The 18,051-nt window shown below is 71.9% G+C and carries 14 protein-coding genes and 1 tRNA gene; 7 read left to right on the forward strand and 8 right to left on the reverse strand.

What is annotated here, in order from left to right:
- Positions 1–105: 105 nt before the first annotated feature.
- Positions 106–888, reverse strand: coding sequence for an SDR family oxidoreductase (locus QL985_RS04420; protein WP_019310270.1), 783 nt, complete (start codon positions 886–888; stop codon positions 106–108).
- Between the two features lie 414 nt (positions 889–1,302).
- On the opposite strand from QL985_RS04420, the gene QL985_RS04425 reads away from it, so the two are divergent.
- Positions 1,303–1,938, forward strand: coding sequence for a TetR/AcrR family transcriptional regulator (locus QL985_RS04425; protein ID WP_019310269.1), 636 nt, complete (start codon positions 1,303–1,305; stop codon positions 1,936–1,938).
- On the opposite strand, the gene QL985_RS04430 is transcribed toward QL985_RS04425, so the two are convergent.
- The 3 genes from QL985_RS04430 to QL985_RS04440 are packed head-to-tail and all read right to left on the reverse strand — an operon-like array spanning position 1,935 to position 5,524.
- Positions 1,935–3,209 (reverse strand): DUF4032 domain-containing protein, encoded by a 1,275-nt coding sequence (locus tag QL985_RS04430; protein WP_257745036.1) that lies wholly within the window; start codon positions 3,207–3,209, stop codon positions 1,935–1,937. The genes QL985_RS04425 and QL985_RS04430 overlap by 4 nt on opposite strands.
- A gap of 1 nt (position 3,210) precedes the next feature.
- Positions 3,211–4,008 carry a trehalose-phosphatase gene (gene otsB, locus QL985_RS04435; protein ID WP_257745037.1) on the reverse strand — a complete coding sequence of 266 codons (798 nt, stop codon included), beginning with the start codon at positions 4,006–4,008 and terminating at the stop codon, positions 3,211–3,213.
- Positions 4,001–5,524 (reverse strand): trehalose-6-phosphate synthase, encoded by a 1,524-nt coding sequence (locus tag QL985_RS04440; protein ID WP_019310266.1) that lies wholly within the window; start codon positions 5,522–5,524, stop codon positions 4,001–4,003. The genes otsB and QL985_RS04440 overlap by 8 nt, the downstream gene beginning before the upstream one ends.
- 189 nt (positions 5,525–5,713) lie before the next feature.
- Between QL985_RS04440 and QL985_RS04445 the strand changes: the two genes are divergently transcribed.
- Positions 5,714–6,586, forward strand: coding sequence for a thioredoxin domain-containing protein (locus tag QL985_RS04445; protein ID WP_019310265.1), 873 nt, complete (start codon positions 5,714–5,716; stop codon positions 6,584–6,586).
- Positions 6,587–6,908: 322 nt separating this feature from the next.
- Here the strand turns inward: QL985_RS04445 and QL985_RS04450 are convergent.
- The 4 genes from QL985_RS04450 to QL985_RS04465 form a co-directional block, all read right to left on the reverse strand.
- Positions 6,909–6,985, reverse strand: a tRNA-Thr gene (locus QL985_RS04450).
- A gap of 130 nt (positions 6,986–7,115) precedes the next feature.
- Positions 7,116–7,718: a TIGR03085 family metal-binding protein gene (locus QL985_RS04455; RefSeq protein WP_019310264.1), complete on the reverse strand. Its 603-nt coding sequence runs from the start codon at positions 7,716–7,718 to the stop codon at positions 7,116–7,118.
- A gap of 188 nt (positions 7,719–7,906) precedes the next feature.
- Positions 7,907–9,844 (reverse strand): ABC transporter ATP-binding protein, encoded by a 1,938-nt coding sequence (locus tag QL985_RS04460; RefSeq protein ID WP_121241925.1) that lies wholly within the window; start codon positions 9,842–9,844, stop codon positions 7,907–7,909.
- Positions 9,841–11,586 (reverse strand): ABC transporter ATP-binding protein, encoded by a 1,746-nt coding sequence (locus QL985_RS04465; RefSeq protein ID WP_059281778.1) that lies wholly within the window; start codon positions 11,584–11,586, stop codon positions 9,841–9,843. The genes QL985_RS04460 and QL985_RS04465 overlap by 4 nt, the downstream gene beginning before the upstream one ends.
- A gap of 188 nt (positions 11,587–11,774) precedes the next feature.
- On the opposite strand from QL985_RS04465, the gene QL985_RS04470 reads away from it, so the two are divergent.
- From QL985_RS04470 to QL985_RS04490, 5 genes are read left to right on the forward strand one after another with little or no spacing between them, the layout of a single operon-like run.
- Positions 11,775–12,566, forward strand: a complete 792-nt coding sequence (locus tag QL985_RS04470; protein ID WP_047979097.1) for a DeoR/GlpR family DNA-binding transcription regulator — start codon at positions 11,775–11,777, stop codon at positions 12,564–12,566.
- The gene (locus tag QL985_RS04475; protein ID WP_257745039.1) at positions 12,563–13,750 is read left to right on the forward strand and encodes a 1-phosphofructokinase family hexose kinase; all 1,188 of its coding nucleotides are present in this window, start codon (positions 12,563–12,565) and stop codon (positions 13,748–13,750) included. The genes QL985_RS04470 and QL985_RS04475 overlap by 4 nt, the downstream gene beginning before the upstream one ends.
- Before the next feature lie 46 nt (positions 13,751–13,796).
- Positions 13,797–15,926 carry a fructose-specific PTS transporter subunit EIIC gene (locus QL985_RS04480; RefSeq protein WP_249494297.1) on the forward strand — a complete coding sequence of 710 codons (2,130 nt, stop codon included), beginning with the start codon at positions 13,797–13,799 and terminating at the stop codon, positions 15,924–15,926.
- 5 nt (positions 15,927–15,931) lie between these two features.
- Positions 15,932–17,677 (forward strand): phosphoenolpyruvate--protein phosphotransferase, encoded by a 1,746-nt coding sequence (gene ptsP / locus QL985_RS04485; RefSeq protein WP_257745040.1) that lies wholly within the window; start codon positions 15,932–15,934, stop codon positions 17,675–17,677.
- A 56-nt stretch (positions 17,678–17,733) separates the two neighbouring features.
- On the forward strand, positions 17,734–18,015 hold the full coding sequence (locus QL985_RS04490) for an HPr family phosphocarrier protein (RefSeq protein ID WP_039100858.1): 282 nt from the start codon (positions 17,734–17,736) through the stop codon (positions 18,013–18,015).
- Positions 18,016–18,051: the final 36 nt, after the last annotated feature.

Below are 18,051 nucleotides of genomic sequence, written 5' to 3' on the forward strand. Positions count from 1 at the left end.
AGGGAGTCCAGCCCCCGGGGGCGGGGCTGCGGTTCCCTGGCCTTTCGGGGGCGTGCCGGCTTGGCGGAGTCGTTCTCGGCAGGTTCCTGGGAACGCGACACGGGATCAGGCCTGGATCTCGCGGCGTCGGATTCCCGAGATCTGACGGGAGACCCAGCGGACAGCGGGACGGGGAAGGTGGCGCATGGTGGTGGCCATGACCTTGTAGCGCAGCGTGGGGATGGAGATGACCTTGCCCCGCGCGATGTCCGCGAGAGCCTCCTCCGCCAGGCGGTCCGCGTCCAGCCACATGAAGTCGGGGATCGAGGAGCCGGCGATGCCCGCGCGGCTGTGGAACTCGGTGCGGACCCATCCCGGCAGCAGGGCAGTGACCTGGACTCCCGTGCCGTGCAGCTCCACGGCCAGGGACTCGGTCATGCTCGTGGCGTAGGCCTTGATGGCGGAGTACTCGCCCATAGTGACGTATCCGGAGACGCTCGACACGTTGACGATCCACCCCGTTCCACGGGCGGTCATCGCGCGGGCCGCCGCGCCGGAGAGGCGCGCCACTGCGGCGCACATGACGTCGAACCCCATCTCGTGCCGGGCGAAGTCCTTGTCCGCGTAGGGAGTCTTGACGGAGAAGCCCGCATTGTTGACCACCATGTCGACCGGGCGGTCGGGGTCCTCGATGCGCCGCGCGACCCTGGCGAGATCCTCCGCGACGGCCAGATCGGCCCCCACGGTCTCGACGTGGATGCCGTGCTCGTCAGTGAGGTCGTTCGCCGTGCGGGCGAGGCGGTCCTCGTCCCGTGCGACCAGGATCAGGTTGAAGCCCCTGCGGGCGAGGGAGCGTGCGAACGCGGCACCGATGCCTGACGTCCCACCGGTCACGAGAGCGGTAAGCATGCCCCCAAGATACACTACGGTAGGCGTAGCGTTGAGTGGACCTGCGGGCTGACCTGCGGGGAGCCGCGCGGACGGGGTCCGCAGTCTGCCGCCCCGGGCCGGGCGGGCCACGCCCTGGACCGGGCGGGCCACGGATGCCCACGAGGTGGAGGCGTCGCCTCCGGCGGGGGTGCGTGGTCGGCCACGTGGTGCGGCAGCGTGCGCGGTGGGCCGGTGCCCGCCGCGCGGGTGGGGTGCGGTGGTCCTGGTGGCCTGCCGTGGCGGACGACGCCGCCCGCTCCCGTCTGCGGCGGAGCGGGCGCTCCCCGAGCCTGCACCGCGTCCCGCCCACGGACCGAGGGCGGTCCGCCCACCGCTTGTGAACCACCCGTCCACTGCCCGTGAACCAACCGCACCGACACCCGGAGGAGCCCCGTGACCGACAGCACCAGTGCTCCAGCAGCGCGCCCGCGGCCCCCCGAGCCGGACCCGCAGGCCGTCGCGAGTGAGTCCGTGGACCCCCGTACGGCCCGGACCGACCGCAGGATCGTGGCCGGGGCACTGCGCCTGCTCCGGGAGGGTGGTCCGCAGCGGGTGACGATCGAGGCGGTCTCGGCCCTCACGGGCGTGGCCAAGACCTCGATCTACCGGCGCTACGACAACAGTCCTCAGCTGCTCGAGGCGGCCCTGAAGCACACGGCCGCGGCGGCGGGCTCCCTGCCGGAGGACGCCACGTGGGAGCAGGCGCTCACGGAGGCCGTGGAGCTGCTGCTGCGGGACATGGGCCTGGGGGTGGCGATCACGCTGCTGCAGGAGCCGGGGTCAGCGACGGCCCAGGTGCTGCGCTCCTCGGTGGTCCGCCCTCGGATGGATGCGCTGCGTTCCCTGCTGCAGCGGGACCGGGACCGCGGGCTGATCCGGGCCTCCGTGGACCTGGACATGGTGGTGGACTTCATCCTGGGAGCCGCGTACGCCCACGTGGCGCGGTACGGATCACTGGACGAGCAGTGGACAGAGCGCGTGCACCGGGCCGTGACCGACCTGATCTGCGTGCCCCCGGAGACGGACTAGAAGACGTCCCGTTCGTCCGGGCGCTGCGCCAGGTAGGACTTCACGTAGTCCTGCGCCGCGGCCGCGGTGGCCACGTTCTCGCCCGCCTTCTCCGACATGAACCAGCGGTGCTCCAGGACCTCGTGGACGATCTGCGCAGGTTCGCGCTTGCGGTGCAGCTCGGCGGGGACAGCGGACATGATGGGCGCGAAGATCTCCCGCATCCACAGCTGCGCCGTGAGGTCCTCGGGAAGACCCGGGTACAGGGCGTGACCGAACTGGTCGATGTCCGTGAGGATCCGCCGGGCCTGGTTCTCCTGGGTGTTCAGCCCCGTGAGGTGCAGGAGTCTGCGGCTGTGGTGCCCGGGCTCCACCACCCTCGGACGCAGGTGCACGCGGCCGGCCTCGTCGGAGTCCAGGGAGGCCTCCTCCACGTCGAATCCGAGGTCGTTGAGCCGCTCCACCCTGGCCTGGACGCGCCAGCGCTCCGCCACGGAGAACACCTCGGTGGCAGTCAGCTCCTCCCACAGCCCGTTGTAGGTCTCCACGAGCCGGTCCGAGACGACGAACGGGTCCACCGACCCGGGGTCCACCCCCTCCTCCGAGAGCCGCTGCTGCATGTGCTCACCGGCCAGCAGGTCCATGATCTCCCCGGCCACGTTGGTACGGGCGAGGTCGATGTCGTACTCCCGCTGCCCGCGCGTGAGCCGGGGATGCAGCTCACCGGTCTCCGCGTCCACGAGGTAGGCGGCGAACTCCCCGGCGTCCCGGCGGAACAGCGTGTTGGACAGCGAGACGTCCCCCCAGTAGAAGCCGGACAGGTGCAGCTGCACGATCAGCAGGGCCAGCGCGTCCACGAGACGCTCGATGGTCCCGGGGGAGGGAACCTGCTCGAAGATCGCGCGGTAGGGCAGCGAGAAGCTCAGGTGGTCGGTCACGAGGGCCGCCGGCAGCGGCTCGCCGTCCGCTGAGCACCGGTCCGTGACGACCGAGTCCGGGACCACCGAGGGGGTTCCCATGCGCTGCAGCCTCCGCAGCAGTCCGTACTCCCGCCGGGCGTAGTGCGCGGTGGTCTCCTTCACTGCCACCACGCGCTCACCCACGCGGGCGAAGCGCACTACGTGACGGGACAGCCCGCGCGGGTACGCGGCGAGCACCTCGGGCGGCCATTTCTCGAGCGGCACGTCCCACGGCAGCTCGAGCAGCCCGGGATCGGGAAAGGCCGTGCTGATGGACACGCCGCGCGGCGGGTGCGCGGGGGTCGAAGTTCCCGGCTGCTGGGTGTCGGCCATGTCAGCCGGCGTGGCCCAGGGCCCGGGCACGACGCCGCACGAGGTCCGCGAGTGCCTCGGCGAGGGTTGCGGGATCCGCCACGCGCCACGGCGCCAAGGAGTCCTTGGCGCCCACCTTGATGCCCACGTCGCGAGGGCCCAGGACGGCCAGGGCGTCCTCGTCCGTGTCGTCGTCCCCGGCGAAGACCGTGACGTCCGGGCGCACCGCGGCGCGGATGGTGTCGAGGCCGTCGCCCTTGGTGGCGCTGAGCACCGAGCACTCGACCACCTGCTGCCCCGGGGTCACGCGCAGCCCCGGCACCGCGGCATAGGCGTTCCTCATGTCCGCCAGGGCGCGCTGCGCCACCTCCGGATCGGCGATGGGGCGGGTGTGGAACGCGACGCCCGCGGGCTTGTGCTCCGCCCGCGAGCCCGGGTAGCGCGCCACGATCGCCTCGGTGGCCGCCACGGCACGTGCCAGGAGCTCACGCTGCTGCGGGTCCAGGACGATCTCGGTGCCGCCGTCCGCGCCGGGGGCCGCACCGAGATCCACCTCGGCACCGTGCGATCCCGAGAGCACCATGGCGCGGTCAGGATCCACCACGGTGCGCAGGAAGTCGAGAGGACGCCCCGAGATCACGGCCACCGTGGTGCGGGGCAGCCGTGCCAGGGCATCCAGGGCGTCCCGGGCCGCGGGCAGGGGACGCGAGTCCTCGGGGCGTTCGGTGAACGGAGCCAGGGTGCCGTCGAAGTCCAGTGCCACGAGCAGGCTCTCGGCCTCCGCCGCGGCGTCGAGCGCGGCCTCGACCCCGTCACCCACGGTCGGCTCCGCTCGCCGCGTCACCCGGCCGTGCGGCGTCGTGCTCCGGTCCGCCCGCGCCGCCGGCGTGGGCCGCGAGGTCGTCGAGGAAGCGCTGGGACCAGTCCACGACGTCGTGCGTGAGGACCTGACGGCGCATGGACGCCATCCGCTTGCGGGCCTCGGTCGCGGGCATGTCCCGCGCGTGCAGGATGGCCTCCTTGAGACCGTCGATGTCGTGCGGGTTGACCAGGATGGCCTGCTTCAGCTGCTCGGCCGCACCCGTGAACTCGGACAGCACGAGCGCGCCGGAGCGGTCCCGGCGGGCGGCCACGTACTCCTTGGCCACGAGGTTCATCCCGTCCCGCAGCGCGGTCACGAGCATGACGTCCGCCGCGAGGTACAGCGCCACCATCTCCTCGAACGGGTACCCGTGGTGCAGGTAGCGGATGGCGGTGTGCGAGATGGTGTCGTGCTGGCCGTTGATCCGGCCCACCATGCCCTCCACGAGCTCGCGCAGCTGGCGGTAGGAGTCCACGCGCTCGCGGGACGGGCTGGCCACCTGGATCAGCACGGAGTCCTCCACCGTGATCTCGCCGTCGTGCAGCAACTCCCCGTAGGCCTTGATGCGGTGCCGGATGCCCTTGGTGTAGTCCAGCCGGTCCACGCCCAGGAAGATGGTCTCCGGGTTGCCGAGCTCCTCGCGGATCTCCCGCGCCCGCGCCTGGACCTGGGGGTCGTCGGCGAGCTCCTGGATGGAGTCCACGTCGATCGAGATGGGGTAGGACTCGGCGTGCACGGTCCACGTGGTCCCCTGGCCGTCCGCGGTGTCCTCCGACATCACCGCGGTGCCCTTGGTGAACTGCGCACCCAGGTACTTGCGGGCGCACCGCTGGAAGTTCTGGGCGTCCCCGGGACGCTGGAAGCCGATGAGGTCCGCGCCCGTGAGCCCGTCCAGCACGGCCCGGCGCCACGGCAGCTGGGAGAAGATCTCGGTGGGAGGGAACGGGATGTGGTTGAAGAACCCGATGGTCACGTCCGGGCGCAACCGGCGCAGCATGCGCGGCACGAGCTGCAGCTGGTAGTCCTGCACCCACACGGTGGCGCCCTGCGCGGCCGTCTCGGCGGCCGTGCGCGCGAAGCGCTCGTTGACGCGTCGGTAGGCGTACCACCAGGTGCGGTGGAACTCCGGGGGTGCAATCACGTCGTGGTACAGCGGCCACAGCGTGGCGTTGGAGAAGCCTTCGTAGTAGCGGGTGACCTCCAGCTCGCTGAGCGTCACCGGGACCAGGTGGAACACGTCGTGGTCGAACGGCTCCAGGGTTTCGTCGGAGGCGCCGTGCCAGCCGATCCACGCGCCGTCGCGCTGCGCCATGACCGGGGCGAGCGCGCTCACCAGGCCGCCGGGGGAGCGCCGCCAGGTGCTGCTGCCGTCCTCGGCCACGTCCCGGTCCACGGGGAGCCGGTTGGAGACCACGACGAAGTCGTAGCCGTCCCGGGGGACGGCCACCTCTTCCATGGACTGTTCTGCACTCATGCTGGTTCCCTTCCCGCGTACCGGCTGGTTTCCCTCCATCCTAAGTGGGCGTACCACCGCCGGGCAGGGGCGGCGCGTTCCGGGGAGGCCCCTGGGTGCCCGCTGAGTCGTGGGCGACCCCCGGGCCGGGTACCCTGAGGACGAGTTGTCGACACCCCGCCACGCCCCACGGAAGGACACCTGGCCCCCATGGTTTCCAAGAACAACAATGCCGGTTCCTCACCGGCGGACGCCCGAGAGCGGGCCCGGCAGATCGCCGACCGCCAGGCGCGCCGCCACAGCGGTCGACCCCTCGGTCTGATCCTGGGCATCGTGGCCCTGGTGCTGGCCATCGTGCTGATCATCGGGCTGGTGATGTGGCAGAACAGCAAGTCCAAGATCCCCGAGGCCGGCCCCGTGCCCGCGAGCGCCAACCAGTACGGCGGCATCACGGTCACCAAGGACGGCATCCCGCAGAACACCTCGGACGTCGAGGAGCGGGACCTCTCCAGCCTCCCGCCCGCCCCCGAGGAGCCGGACACCACCAAGACGCCCCCGGGCATCGTGGACGCGGACAAGGCGGCCACCAACGGGGAGCCCGTGCAGCTCGTGGTGTTCCAGGACTACGAGTGCGTGCACTGCGCGGACTTCGAGAAGGAGAACGCGGAGCTCCTCAAGAAGTACGTGGACGCGGGGAAGCTGGACGTGGAGTACCGCAACCTCAACTTCCTGGACAAGGCCACTCCCGACCAGTACTCCTCGCGCGCCGCCAACGCGGCCTACCTGGTGGCCGAGCAGGTCAGTGCGGACCAGTTCCTGGAGTACTCCCAGGAGGTGTTCACCCACCAGGGAACCGGTGGTCTGAGCAACCAGGAGCTCGCGGAGATCGCCGGGAAGCACGGGGCCTCCGTGACCGCCGAGGACATCGACGAGAACACCTACCGCCCCATGGTGGACGTGGCCACCCGCGAGTCCGTGACCAACGGCGTGGCCGGGACCCCCACCATGTTCGTGGACGGCAAGCGCTACGAGGAGGGGGCTTTCGAGGACATGCTCAAGAAGGCCGTCGACGCCAAGAAGTAGGCGCCGCAGCTTCCGTGCCGAACGGGCCCTTTTCCTCCAGGAACGGGGCCCGTTCCCGTGCTCCCGGGAATCATCGGGCGCGGGCTGCGCCCCGTCGGAACCGTGCCGGGGCAGGGCAGGGCAGGGCGGGGCGGCGTCGTGGGTGCGGCCGGGGCCCTGAACGGTGACCGCGCGCCCGCAGGAGGTGCTGGCGATCGGGACGTCGCCCGGTTGCCGAGTGCGGCGGCGTCGTGCGCGCGGCAACCACCCGGCGCGCACCAGGGGGGAACGGCGAAGGGGCACACGGTGTGTTCCGTGTGCCCCTCGTGTGCGCCAGGCGCTGTGGAGCCCCCTGCCGGATTCGAACCGGCGACCCTCTGTTTACAAGACAGATGCTCTGGCCATCTGAGCTAAGGAGGCGCTGCGGCCCCGGTTCGCTGCCGCGAGAACGGGACCGCTCCATGATACTGGACCGCGCCGGGCGGCCCGCGCAGACGACGTCGGCCACGCTCCCCGGGGAGCGTGGCCGACTGTCAGCGAGGCGCGGGGGTCATTCCTCGGAGATCTCCACCGCGGCCTGCTCCCGGCGTCCGAAGGCCCACAGCAGCAGCTCCGAGGGCTCGCCGCGCACGATCTTCACGCGGCGGGCGGACTTCTTGCCGCCGCGCACGGCGCCGAAGCCCGCGGCGAGGAGCACCACGGACTCGGACTCCTTGCGGAGCATGGCCGGACCGCCCAGCTTGAGCATGGCCCACAGGGCCTTCTGCTCGTCGTGGAGCAGCTGACGCGGGTGCCACTGCGGCTGCGCGCGGCGGACGTCCTCGTGGTGCACGAAGAACTCGCCCGTGTTCATACGCTTGTCCACCGGGGACCAGCGACCGGGGGAGTGCAGCGGGGGACGCTCCACGAGGTCCACGAGGGACTCCCACGGCATGGCGCGGTAGTCCCCGTCCACGGACTTGGTGTGCGAGCCCAGCAGCGGGAGCTTGGGCGCGAACATCCCGGGCACCGCATCCGGGCGCGCATCGCGGATGGCGAGGTGCACGGCGAGGTCGCGGGTGTCCCACCCCTCGCACAGCGTGGGGGCATCAGGGCCGACCCGGCGCAGCAGGGCGGCGAGGTGGCGGCGTTCGACATTGGCGAAGTTTGTCACGGGGACATCCGTTCTGTGGGGTGGACCATCACGACCACGGTAGACGCGCTCGGCCGGGTGCGCCACCGCGCCGGGGCACCCTGGCGCCGAGATCGGGGGTCCGCGCACACCGGCGGCACCGGCACGACGGAGCCACCGGGAAGCCGCCACGAGTGCGTGTGGAGGGGGCGCGGTGCCCCGTCCGGAGATCAGGCGTCCGCGTCGGCGCCCACGCCGGGTTCGGGTTCGTTGAACTGGGCCTCGTACAGCTCCGCGTACGCGCCCCGGGCATCGATGAGCTCCGCGTGGGAGCCCTGCTCCACGATCCGCCCGGAACGCATCACGATGATCGTGTCCGCGTCCCGGATGGTGGACAGCCTGTGGGCGATCACGAAGGACGTGCGCTGCGCCCGCAGGGCCGCCATGGCCTTCTGCACGAGCAGCTCCGTGCGGGTGTCCACAGCAGACGTCGCCTCGTCCAGGATCAGCAGGGACGGCTGGGACAGGAAGGCCCGCGCAATCGTGATCAGCTGCTTCTCCCCGGCGGAGACCGAAGACCCCTCCTCGCTGATCACGGTGTCGTAGCCGTCCGGCAGGGCCCGCACGAAGCGGTCCACGTACGTGGCCTGCGCCGCCGCGACCACCTCCTCGTCCGTGGCGTCCTGGCGGCCGAAGCGGATGTTCTCCATGATCGTGCCGCTGAACAGCCACGCGTCCTGCAGCACCATGCCCACCTGGGAGCGCAGGTCGTGGCGGGCCAGGTCCCGGATGTCGATTCCGTCCAGGGTGATCCGCCCGCCGTCGATCTCGTAGAAGCGCAGGACCAGGTTCACCAGCGTGGTCTTCCCGGCACCTGTGGGGCCGACGATCGCGACGGTCCGTCCGGGCTCCACGTGCAGGGAGAGGTCCTCGATCATGGGCTTGGCGCCCTCGGCGAGGGCGGCTTTGTCGTAGGAGAAGTCCACGTGCTCGAAGCGCACCTCGCCACGCAGCCGTGCGGGCAGCTGGGCGGTGGGGGTCTCGGGCTCCTGCTCGGGAGCGTCCAGCAGCTCGAAGGTGCGCTCGGCGGACGCGATGCCGGACTGCAGCTGGGTGGCCATGCCCGCCACCTGCGACAGCGGCTGGGTGAACTCGCGCGAGTACTGGATGAACGCGGTGGCGTCCCCCAGGGTCAGCTGCCCGGTGGCCACGCGCAGTCCGCCGAGCACCGCGATGCCCACGTAGGAGAGGTAGGAGATGAACTGCATGACGGGCATGATCGTCCCGGACAGGAACTGGGCGCCGAAGGCGGCGCGGTAGAGCTCCTCGTTGCGCTCGTCGAACTGCGCCTGCATCTCACGCTGGCGCCCGTAGGCGTGGACGAGCTCGTGGCCCGAGAAGGACTCCTCGATGTGCCCGTTGAGCTGGCCCGTGGCCTTCCACTGCTCCTTGAACATGCGCTGGGAGCGGGTGCCGATCACGCCTGCGGCCACCGCGGACAGCGGCAGCGCGAGCAGCGCCACCAGCGCGAGCTGCCACGAGACCACGAACATCATGACCACGATGCCCAGCACGGTCAGGACGTCCTGGACCAGCTGCGCGAAGGTCTGCTGCAGCGCGGTCTGGATGTTGTCCACGTCGTTGGTCACCCGCGACATCACGTCCCCGCGCTGGCGGGTGTCGAAGTAGCTCAGCGGCAGGGCGTTGATCTTGCGCTCCACCTCGGCGCGCAGGTCGTACACCACCCGCATCACCACGCGGTTTAGCACGTAGCCCTGCAGCCACATCAGCACGGAGGCCACGGTGTACATGGCGAGCACGGTGAGGATGAGGGTGCCCAGCCTGGTGAAGTCCACGCCTTGGCCGGGGACCAGGGTCATGGCGGAGATCATGTCCGCGGTGGAGTCCTGGCCCTGCGCGCGCAGCCCGGCCTCCACCTGCTCCTGGTCCGCACCGGCGGGCAGGGAGCGGCCGACGACGCCGGCAAAGATCACGTCCATCGCACGTCCCAGCACGCGCGGCGCCCACACGCCCAGCACCACCGAGACCACCACGGCCAGGACCACCACGGTGAGGGCCGCCTTGTGCGGCGTGAGCAGCTTCATGAGCCGCGCGGCCGAGGGCCAGAACTGCTGCGGCTTGCGGGCGGGTTCCTGGGTCTCGCTCACAGTGCGCCTCCGGTGCTCTGGTCTGCCGACAGCTGGGAGGTGACGATCTCCCGGTACGTGGTGCTGCTCGCCACGAGCTCCTCGTGGGTGCCCCGGGCGGTGATGCGGCCCCGTTCGAGGACCAGGATCTCGTCCGCGCCCGTGATGGTGGAGACGCGCTGGGCCACGGTGACCACGGTGGCGTCCCGGGTGACCGGGCGCAGCGCCGCGCGCAGCCGGGCGTCGGTGGCCACGTCCAGTGCGGAGAAGGAGTCGTCGAAGACGTAGACGCTCGGGCGCGCCACGAGGGCACGGGCAATGCTGAGCCGCTGGCGCTGACCGCCCGAGACGTTGGTTCCGCCCTGGGACACGGGGGCGTCGAGACCCTGGGGCATGGCCCGCACGAAGTCCTCCGCCTGCGCCACGCGCAGGGCCTCCCACAGCTCCTCGTCCGTGGCGTCCTCACGCCCGAAGCGCAGGTTGCTCGCCACGGTGCCCGAGAACAGGAAGGGCCGCTGCGGGACGAGACCCACCCGCCCGGCCAGGTCTTCCGGGGCGTAGTCCGGCAGCGCCAGCCCGTCCAGCAGCACCTCGCCACCCACGGGGTCGATGAGGCGGGGGATCAGGTTGATGAGGGTGCTCTTCCCGGATCCGGTGGCCCCCACGATCGCCACGGTCCGCCCGGGCTCCGCGGTGAAGCAGATGTCGTCCAGCACGGGGGCCTCGGCCCCGGGGTACTGGAAGGTGACGTCCCGGAACTCGAGCCTGCCGCGAGCGCGCGGGGCCGCGGCCGGCCGCTGCGGGGGGTGCATGGCGGGGTGGGTGTCCAGCACCTCGGTGATGCGCTCGGCGCTGACCACCGCGCGCGGGACCATCATGAACATGAACGTGGCCATCATGACGGCCATCAGGATCTGGAGCATGTACTGCAGGAACGCCGTGAGGGCGCCCACCTCGATCTGCCCCTGGTCCACGCGCTGGCCGCCGAACCACAGCACGGCCGCGGTGGCCAGGTGCATGACCATGTTGATCACCGGGAACATCAGCACGAACAGTGCGCCGATCTTGAGGGAGATGTCCGTGATGTCCTGGTTGGCACGGGCGAAGCGCCGCGTCTCGAAGGGTTCCTTCACGAACGCGCGGATCACGCGGATGCCGGTGATCTGCTCGCGCAGCACCCCGTTGATGCCGTCGATGCGCTCCTGCATGGTGCGGAACCACGGCATGAGCCGGGAGACCACGAGCCCCAGCAGCACGCCCATCACGGGGATGGAGACCCACACGAGCCACGACAGCCCGGGGTCCTCCCGCAGGGCCATGATGATCCCGCCCACGCACATGATGGGTGCCATGACCATGAAGTTCAGGGCCATGAGCGTGAGCATCTGGATCTGCTGGACGTCATTGGTGTTGCGGGTGATCAGCGAGGGCGCACCAAAGCTCCCGACCTCGCGCGCGCTGAACGAGCCGACCCGCAGGAACACGCTGCGGCGCAGGTCCCGACCCACGCCGATCGCGGTGCGGGCGCCGCACCACACGGCGACGACGGCCGAGACCACCTGGACCAGGGCAACCGCCAGCATCACCGCGCCGGTGCTCCAGATGTAGTCGGTGTCCCCCTTGGTCACGCCGTTGTCGATGATCCTGGCGTTGAGACTCGGCAGGGAGAGGGTGGCGATCGTGGAGATCAGCTGGAAGACCAGGACCCCCACCACCCAGGGGAGGTAGGGGCGGGCGTGGGTGCGCAGAAGGCGCAGCAGCATGACGGTCGATCCTGACGCAGAGCAGCGCGGCCGGAGCCGATGACGGGCCCAATATACGCGGTCGCCCGGACACGGTTCGGTCGGGGACGACGGGAGAAATGTGGGAAAAAGGGTGGTAAAACCACATAAACAGACATAAGCTCACATCCAACACGCGTGAGACCCGCAGCCCCGTCCGTGAGGTGAGCATGTTCGCTGCAGAACGCCACGAGGAGATCGCCCGCACCGTGACCCGCGAGCGCCGGGTCAACGGCGCGGAACTGGCCCGCCGTTTCGAGGTGACCATGGAGACCATCCGCCGGGACCTCGCGGTCCTCGAGTCCCAGGGAAGGCTGCGGCGCGTCCACGGGGGAGCCGTGTCCGTGGACCAGTCCACGAGCGGGGAGCAGGGCATGGACTCCCGCCACCGTCTGGCCACCGCGCAGAAGCACAGCATCGCCCGCAAGGCCCTCGAACTGCTGGAGGACGCCGGCGCCGGGGCCGTGGTGCTCGATGCCGGAACCACGGTGGAGGCGCTCGCGGAGCTGATGCTGTCCCGCGACAACCACCTGGAGGGCGGTCAGGAGCAGCTGGTGATCACCCATGCACTTCACATCGCGGCCAAGCTCGCGGACGCCGAGGGCGTGGGGCTCGAACTCGTGGGCGGACGGATCCGCAAGCTCACGTGGGCGGCCACCGGTTCCCGTGCGGCCCAGCACTACGACCAGCTGCGACCGGACCTCGCGTTCGTGGGCTGCAACGGCGCCCACGCCCGCTTCGGGCTCTCCACCCCGGACCCCATCGAGGCGGTGGTGAAGTCCGCGATCGTGACGGCCGCGCGCCGCGTGGTGGTGCTGTGCGACGCCAGCAAGCAGGACCAGGAGACCCTCACGCGATTCTGCTCGCTGGAGCAGATCGACACCTTCATCACCGACAGGGCACCCGTGGGGGACCTCGCGCAGGCCCTCGAAGACGCAGACGTGGAAGTGGTCGTCGCATGATCATCACCGTGACCCTCAACCCCTCCGTGGACCGCACGGTGGACCTCTCCGCCCCGCTGGCCCGTGGCCGCGTGCAGCGCGCGCACGCCACCCGCCAGGACCCTGGCGGCAAGGGCATCAACATCTCGCGGGCGCTCGCCGCCGGGGGAGCGGCCACGGTGGCCATCGCCCCGGGGGACGACACCGACCCCCTGTTCGCGGGGCTCGACGCCGCCGGGGTGCGCTACGACAACGTGTCCACCGGTGCCGCCATCCGCACGAACATCACCGTGACCGAGCCGGACGGCACCACCACCAAGATCAACGAGCCCGGTCCCGCCCTGGACGAGGGCACCGTGGAGCGGATCGTGGAGCGCATCGTGAGCCGTGCCGCCGGTGCCTCGTGGCTCGTGTTCGCCGGTTCCGTGCCCCCGGGACCCGCCCAGGACGTGTACGCGGTCATCGCGTCCCGGGTGCGCGGGGCACTCGGGGCCGCGGCGCCGTCGTACGCCCTGGACACCTCCGGGGCCCCGCTGACCGAGGCGCTGGCCCCGGGAGCGACCGTGCTGCCGGACGTCATCAAGCCCAACGGGCACGAGCTCGCCCAGCTGCTCGGCCGGGAGGACGGCGACGCGCTCGAGGCCGATCCCCGGGCCGCGGCCGATGCCGCGCGCATCCTCGTGGAGCGCGGCGTGGGCGCGGTGCTGTGCACGCTGGGCGGCCACGGCGCCGTGCTCGTCACGGCCGACGGCGCGTGGCACGCGGTGCACGAACCGGTCACCGTCCGCTCCACGGTGGGGGCCGGGGACAGCGCGCTGACCGGGTACCTCGTGGCCGCCGAGCGGGGAGACACGCCGAGCGAGTGTCTGCGCCACGCGGTCGCCCACGGGTCCGCGGCCGCCGCACTGCCCGGTACTCAGATGCCGAGTGCCGCCCAGACGACCCCCGACGCCGTGCGCGTGACGGAGCTCGGCCCGTGTGCGGGGTTCCCGCAGGTCTCCCACACCCCGCCTGCCTCCCACACCCCGCGGGGCACGGCCCACGACGCCGCACGGCACCGGGCCGCCGCGACCCAGCCCGTCGTGAAGCAGCCCGCCACGACCCGGCCCGCCGACCCACCGGGGACGGCGTCGGCGCCCGGCCCCGCCGACGACGCCCCGGACGCCCCCGGTCCCGACCGCGGGCCTGCGGGTCTTCGTCCCTGATCCACCCACTGCGCGCCGCACCGGCCCGTACCCGAGGAGCACCGAGATGTCAGAACTCATCACCCCCGACCTGGTCCTGCTGGACCGGGAGCTGGGCGGGGACACCGACAGCGTGATCCGCGCCCTCGCGGCGACCGTCCACCGGAACGGCCGCGCGCTGGACGCCGACTCGCTCGCGGCGGACGCCCTCGCCCGCGAGGTCAAGAACGCGACCGGGATCCCCGGCGGCATCGGCATCCCGCACTGCCGTTCCGAGGCCGTCACCCGGGCCACCCTCGTGATGGCGCGCCTGGCCCCTGCCGTGGACTTCGGCGCCAAGGACGGCCCGGCGGACATCGTGTTCTTCATCGCGGCCCCGGCGGGCGCGGACCAGGAGCACCTCAAGCTGCTCTCCAAGCTCGCGCGCTCCCTCATGAAGAAGCCGTTCGTAGCCTCCCTGCGCGCGGCCGCCTCCCCGGAGGAGGTCGTGGCCGTCGTGGACGGGGCCTTGGGGCTCGCTCCGGCCGACGACGCCGCCGCACGCCCCGCGGGGGACGGCACCTCGTCGGCGGGCTCACCCGCGGCTCCCGCCCCGGGTGGTGCCACCGCGGCCGGTGCGGTGACCGGGGGAGCGGGCGCCGCGGCGTCGTCGTCCCACGGTGAGGACGGTGCGCGGGACGCCCGTGGCCCGCGCCGGCTCGTGGCCGTGACCGCGTGCCCCACCGGGATCGCGCACACCTACATGGCCGCGGACGCGCTGACCAACACCGCGCAGGAGATGGGGGTGGACCTGCAGGTCGAGACGCAGGGCTCCTCGGGCGCCACCCGCCTGGATCCGCAGGTGATCGCGCGCGCCGAGGCCGTGATCTTCGCGACCGACGTGGACGTGCGCGAGCGCAACCGCTTCGCGGGCCTGCCGTACATCGCCTCGGCCGTGAAGCGGGGGATCGACGAACCCCGCGAGATGGTCGAGGAGGCGCTCGCGGCCGCGGACGACCCCCGCGCACCGCGCGTCACGGGTGACGGCACGGCCACGGCCGATGCCCTGACCGCGGGCGAGGGCTGGGGCACGCGCATCCGCAAGGCCGTGATGACGGGCGTGAGCTACATGATCCCGTTCGTGGCCGCGGGCGGTCTGCTCATGGCCATCGCGTTCATGATCGCGGACCCGGTGGCCGTCGCGAAGCAGGCGGAGGACATCCTGGGCACCGCCACCCTGGGCAACCTGGGGGACGTGTCCCTGACCATGTACCTGGGCGCGGTGCTGTTCACGATCGGCAACCTCTCCATGAGCCTGCTGGTCCCGGCGCTCGCGGGCTACATCGCCTACGGGCTCGCGGACCGGCCGGGCATCGCCCCGGGCTTCACCGCGGGTCTGGTGGCCAACTTCATGGGAGCGGGCTTCATCGGCGGCATCGTGGGCGGTCTGCTCGCGGGGCTGTGCGCGTACTGGCTGAGCCTGCCGCGGCTGCCCCGCTGGCTGGGCTCGCTCATGCCGGTGGTGATCGTCCCGCTGCTGGCCTCGCTCTTCGCTGGCGGGCTGCTGTTCCTGGCGATCGGCGGGCCCATCGCGGCGTTCATGACGTGGCTGACCGGCCTGCTCGCCGGGATGAGCGGGGCGTCCGCCGTGGCGCTCGGGGCGGTGCTGGGCCTCATGATGTGCTCCGACCTGGGCGGCCCCATCAACAAGGTGGCCTACTCGTTCGCCGTGGCCGGTCTGGGCGCCGCCACCGCGACCAACACCGCACCCCAGGAGATCATGGCCACCGTGATCGCCGCGGGCATGGTGCCCCCGCTGGGACTGGCCCTGGCCTCCACCGTGCTGGGCCGGAAGTACTTCACCGCGGCGGAGCGGGAGAACGGCAAGACCTCGTGGCTGCTCGGGGCCTCCTTCATCTCCGAGGGAGCCATCCCGTTCGCGGCGGCGGATCCCCTGCGCGTGATCCCGGCGTGCATGGCCGGCGGGGTGGTCACCGGAGCCATGACCATGGCCTTCGGCGTCACCTCCGCGGCTCCGCACGGGGGCATCTGGATCTGGCCCGTCATTGGCGGCCTCGGAGCTTTCGTGGGCTCCATCCTGGTGGGAACCGTGATCACCGCTGTCCTGGTGACGCTCCTCAAGCGCGTGGGCGGCGTCGAGAAGCGGGCCGCCGAGACCCCCGGGGTTCCCACCACCCCGCAGACCGTGGAAGCTTGAGAACCATGGACGAGAACCGGACGGGGCCGCAGAGCCCCGAGCAGCAGCCCGAGCAACAGAGTCTGCACGGCGTGGGCGTGAGCCCGGGGCGGGTCATCGCGCCCCTGGTGCACATGGCCCCGGCCGTGACGGAGCCGCCCGAGGGGGATCCACTCACGGGCGACCCCGATGCGGCGGTCGACCGGCTCAAGGCCGCCGCGCTCGCGGTCAAGGCCGAGCTCACCGAGCGCGCCGCCCGCGCCCGGTCGGAGTCCGCAGCCGAGGTGCTCAAGGCCACCGCCCTCATGGCAGGGGACCGCGCCCTGACCAAGAACGCCGGCAAGCTCGTGGCGTCGCAGGGGCTGAGCCCCGAGCGCGCGCTGTGGCAGGCCGCGACCGCCTACGCGGACCAGATGCGCGCCATGGGCGGGTACATGGCGGACCGCGCCGCGGACATCGAGGACGTGCGTGCGCGGATCGTCGCGCAGCTGCGCGGGGAGGACGCCCCGGGCGTGCCCCAGCGCCGTGAGCCGTTCGTGCTCGCCGCCGAGGACCTCGCGCCCGCGGACACGGCGGTTCTCGACCCCGACGTGGTGCTGGCCCTGGTGACGGAGTCCGGCGGTCCGCAGTCCCACACCGCCATCCTCGCCCGCAACCTCGGCCTGCCCGCCGTGGTGGCCGTGGCTGGCGTGCTGGAGCTGCCCGGCGGCACGCGCGTCTATGTGGACGGGGCGGCCGGGGCGGTCGTCACCGCACCGGGCGGGACCGAGGAGCAGGCCGTGGCCGCGTGGCGGCGCGCGAGCGAGCAGCTGGCGTCCTTCGACGGGCACGGCGCGCTCGCGGACGGCACGGCGGTCCCGCTGCTGGCCAACGTGGGAACGGGCGACGACGCCCGCGCGGCCGCCGAGGCCGGTGCGCAGGGCGTGGGGCTGCTGCGCACCGAGTTCTGCTTCCTCGGACGGGACACCGAGCCCACCGTGGCCGAGCAGGCCGATGCCTACGCCGAGGTCTTCGCCGCGTTCCCGGGGCGCAAGGTCGTGGTGCGCACCCTTGACGCCGGCGCGGACAAGCCGCTGCCGTTCCTCACCGACGCGGAGGAGCCCAACCCGGCACTGGGGGTGCGCGGCTACCGCACGGACTGGACCACCCCGGGCGTGCTGGCCCGGCAGCTGGAGGCCATTGCCGCGGCCGCCGCCGAGAGCACCGCGGACGTGTGGGTCATGGCCCCCATGATCGCCACGGTGGCCGAGGCCGCGCACTTCCGTGAGCTCGTCCACGCGGCGGGGCTGCCCGTGAGCGGTGTGATGGTCGAGACGCCCGCCGCCGCCATGACCGCGGAGCAGATCCTGGACCGCGTGGACTTCGTGTCCCTGGGCACCAACGACCTCACCCAGTACACGATGGCCGCGGACCGGATGCTCGGCACACTGGCTGAGCTGAACTCCCCGTGGCAGCCCGCCGTGCTGCGCATGGTCGAGTGCGTGACCCGCGGCGCGGCGTCGGCCTCGCAGTCGCACGCCACCCACAAGAACGTGGGAGTGTGCGGAGAAGCCGCCGCGGATCCCGCGCTCGCGGTCGTGCTGGTGGGCCTGGGCGTGGACTCGCTGTCCATGAGCGCCCGGTCGCTCGCCGCGGTGGCCGCGGTGCTGAGAACCGTGGACACGGAGCAGGCCCGGCGAATCGCACGGCTCGCGCTGCGGGACACGAGTCCGCAGGAGGCGCGGGACACGGTGCGGGCGGAGCTGCCCGTGCTGACCGACCTGGGCCTGTGACGACCCCCTGCACTGCCCGGAACCAACCACCCGCAAGACAACGACTAGGAGCTGACATGTCAGAACGCACTGCCACCGTGGCCTCCCGCGTGGGGCTGCACGCCCGACCCGCCGCGATCTTCGCGGAGGCGGCTGGGGAGTACGAGAACCTGGAGATCACCATCCGCTCCGAGGGCGAGGATGCCGAGGAAGGCATGGACGCCTCCTCGGTGCTGTCCCTCATGTCCCTGGGCGCCGCCCACGGGGACCGCGTGATCCTGGCCGCCGAGGGTGAGGGGGCCGAGGAGGCCCTCGAGCACCTCGCGGGCATCATCGAGACGGATCTCGACGCCGACTGACACACCCCGCGGTGCGCCGGTTCCCTCCGGGGATCC

Source organism: Kocuria sp. APC 4018 (assembly GCF_030407675.1).
Classification (GTDB): domain Bacteria; phylum Actinomycetota; class Actinomycetes; order Actinomycetales; family Micrococcaceae; genus Kocuria; species Kocuria rhizophila.

Bases quoted from the DNA above. Each gene is read 5' to 3' on its own strand.
- QL985_RS04470 (WP_047979097.1), top strand. From the start codon at position 11,775: ATGTTCGCTGCAGAACGCCACGAGGAGATCGCCCGCACCGTGACCCGC.
- QL985_RS04480 (WP_249494297.1), top strand. From the start codon at position 13,797: ATGTCAGAACTCATCACCCCCGACCTGGTCCTGCTGGACCGGGAGCTG.
- QL985_RS04430 (WP_257745036.1), bottom strand. From the start codon at position 3,209: ATGGCCGACACCCAGCAGCCGGGAACTTCGACCCCCGCGCACCCGCCG.
- QL985_RS04475 (WP_257745039.1), top strand. From the start codon at position 12,563: ATGATCATCACCGTGACCCTCAACCCCTCCGTGGACCGCACGGTGGAC.
- ptsP (WP_257745040.1), top strand. From the start codon at position 15,932: ATGGACGAGAACCGGACGGGGCCGCAGAGCCCCGAGCAGCAGCCCGAG.
- QL985_RS04420 (WP_019310270.1), bottom strand. From the start codon at position 888: ATGCTTACCGCTCTCGTGACCGGTGGGACGTCAGGCATCGGTGCCGCG.
- QL985_RS04490 (WP_039100858.1), top strand. From the start codon at position 17,734: ATGTCAGAACGCACTGCCACCGTGGCCTCCCGCGTGGGGCTGCACGCC.
- QL985_RS04440 (WP_019310266.1), bottom strand. From the start codon at position 5,524: ATGAGTGCAGAACAGTCCATGGAAGAGGTGGCCGTCCCCCGGGACGGC.
- QL985_RS04465 (WP_059281778.1), bottom strand. From the start codon at position 11,586: ATGCTGCTGCGCCTTCTGCGCACCCACGCCCGCCCCTACCTCCCCTGG.
- QL985_RS04445 (WP_019310265.1), top strand. From the start codon at position 5,714: ATGGTTTCCAAGAACAACAATGCCGGTTCCTCACCGGCGGACGCCCGA.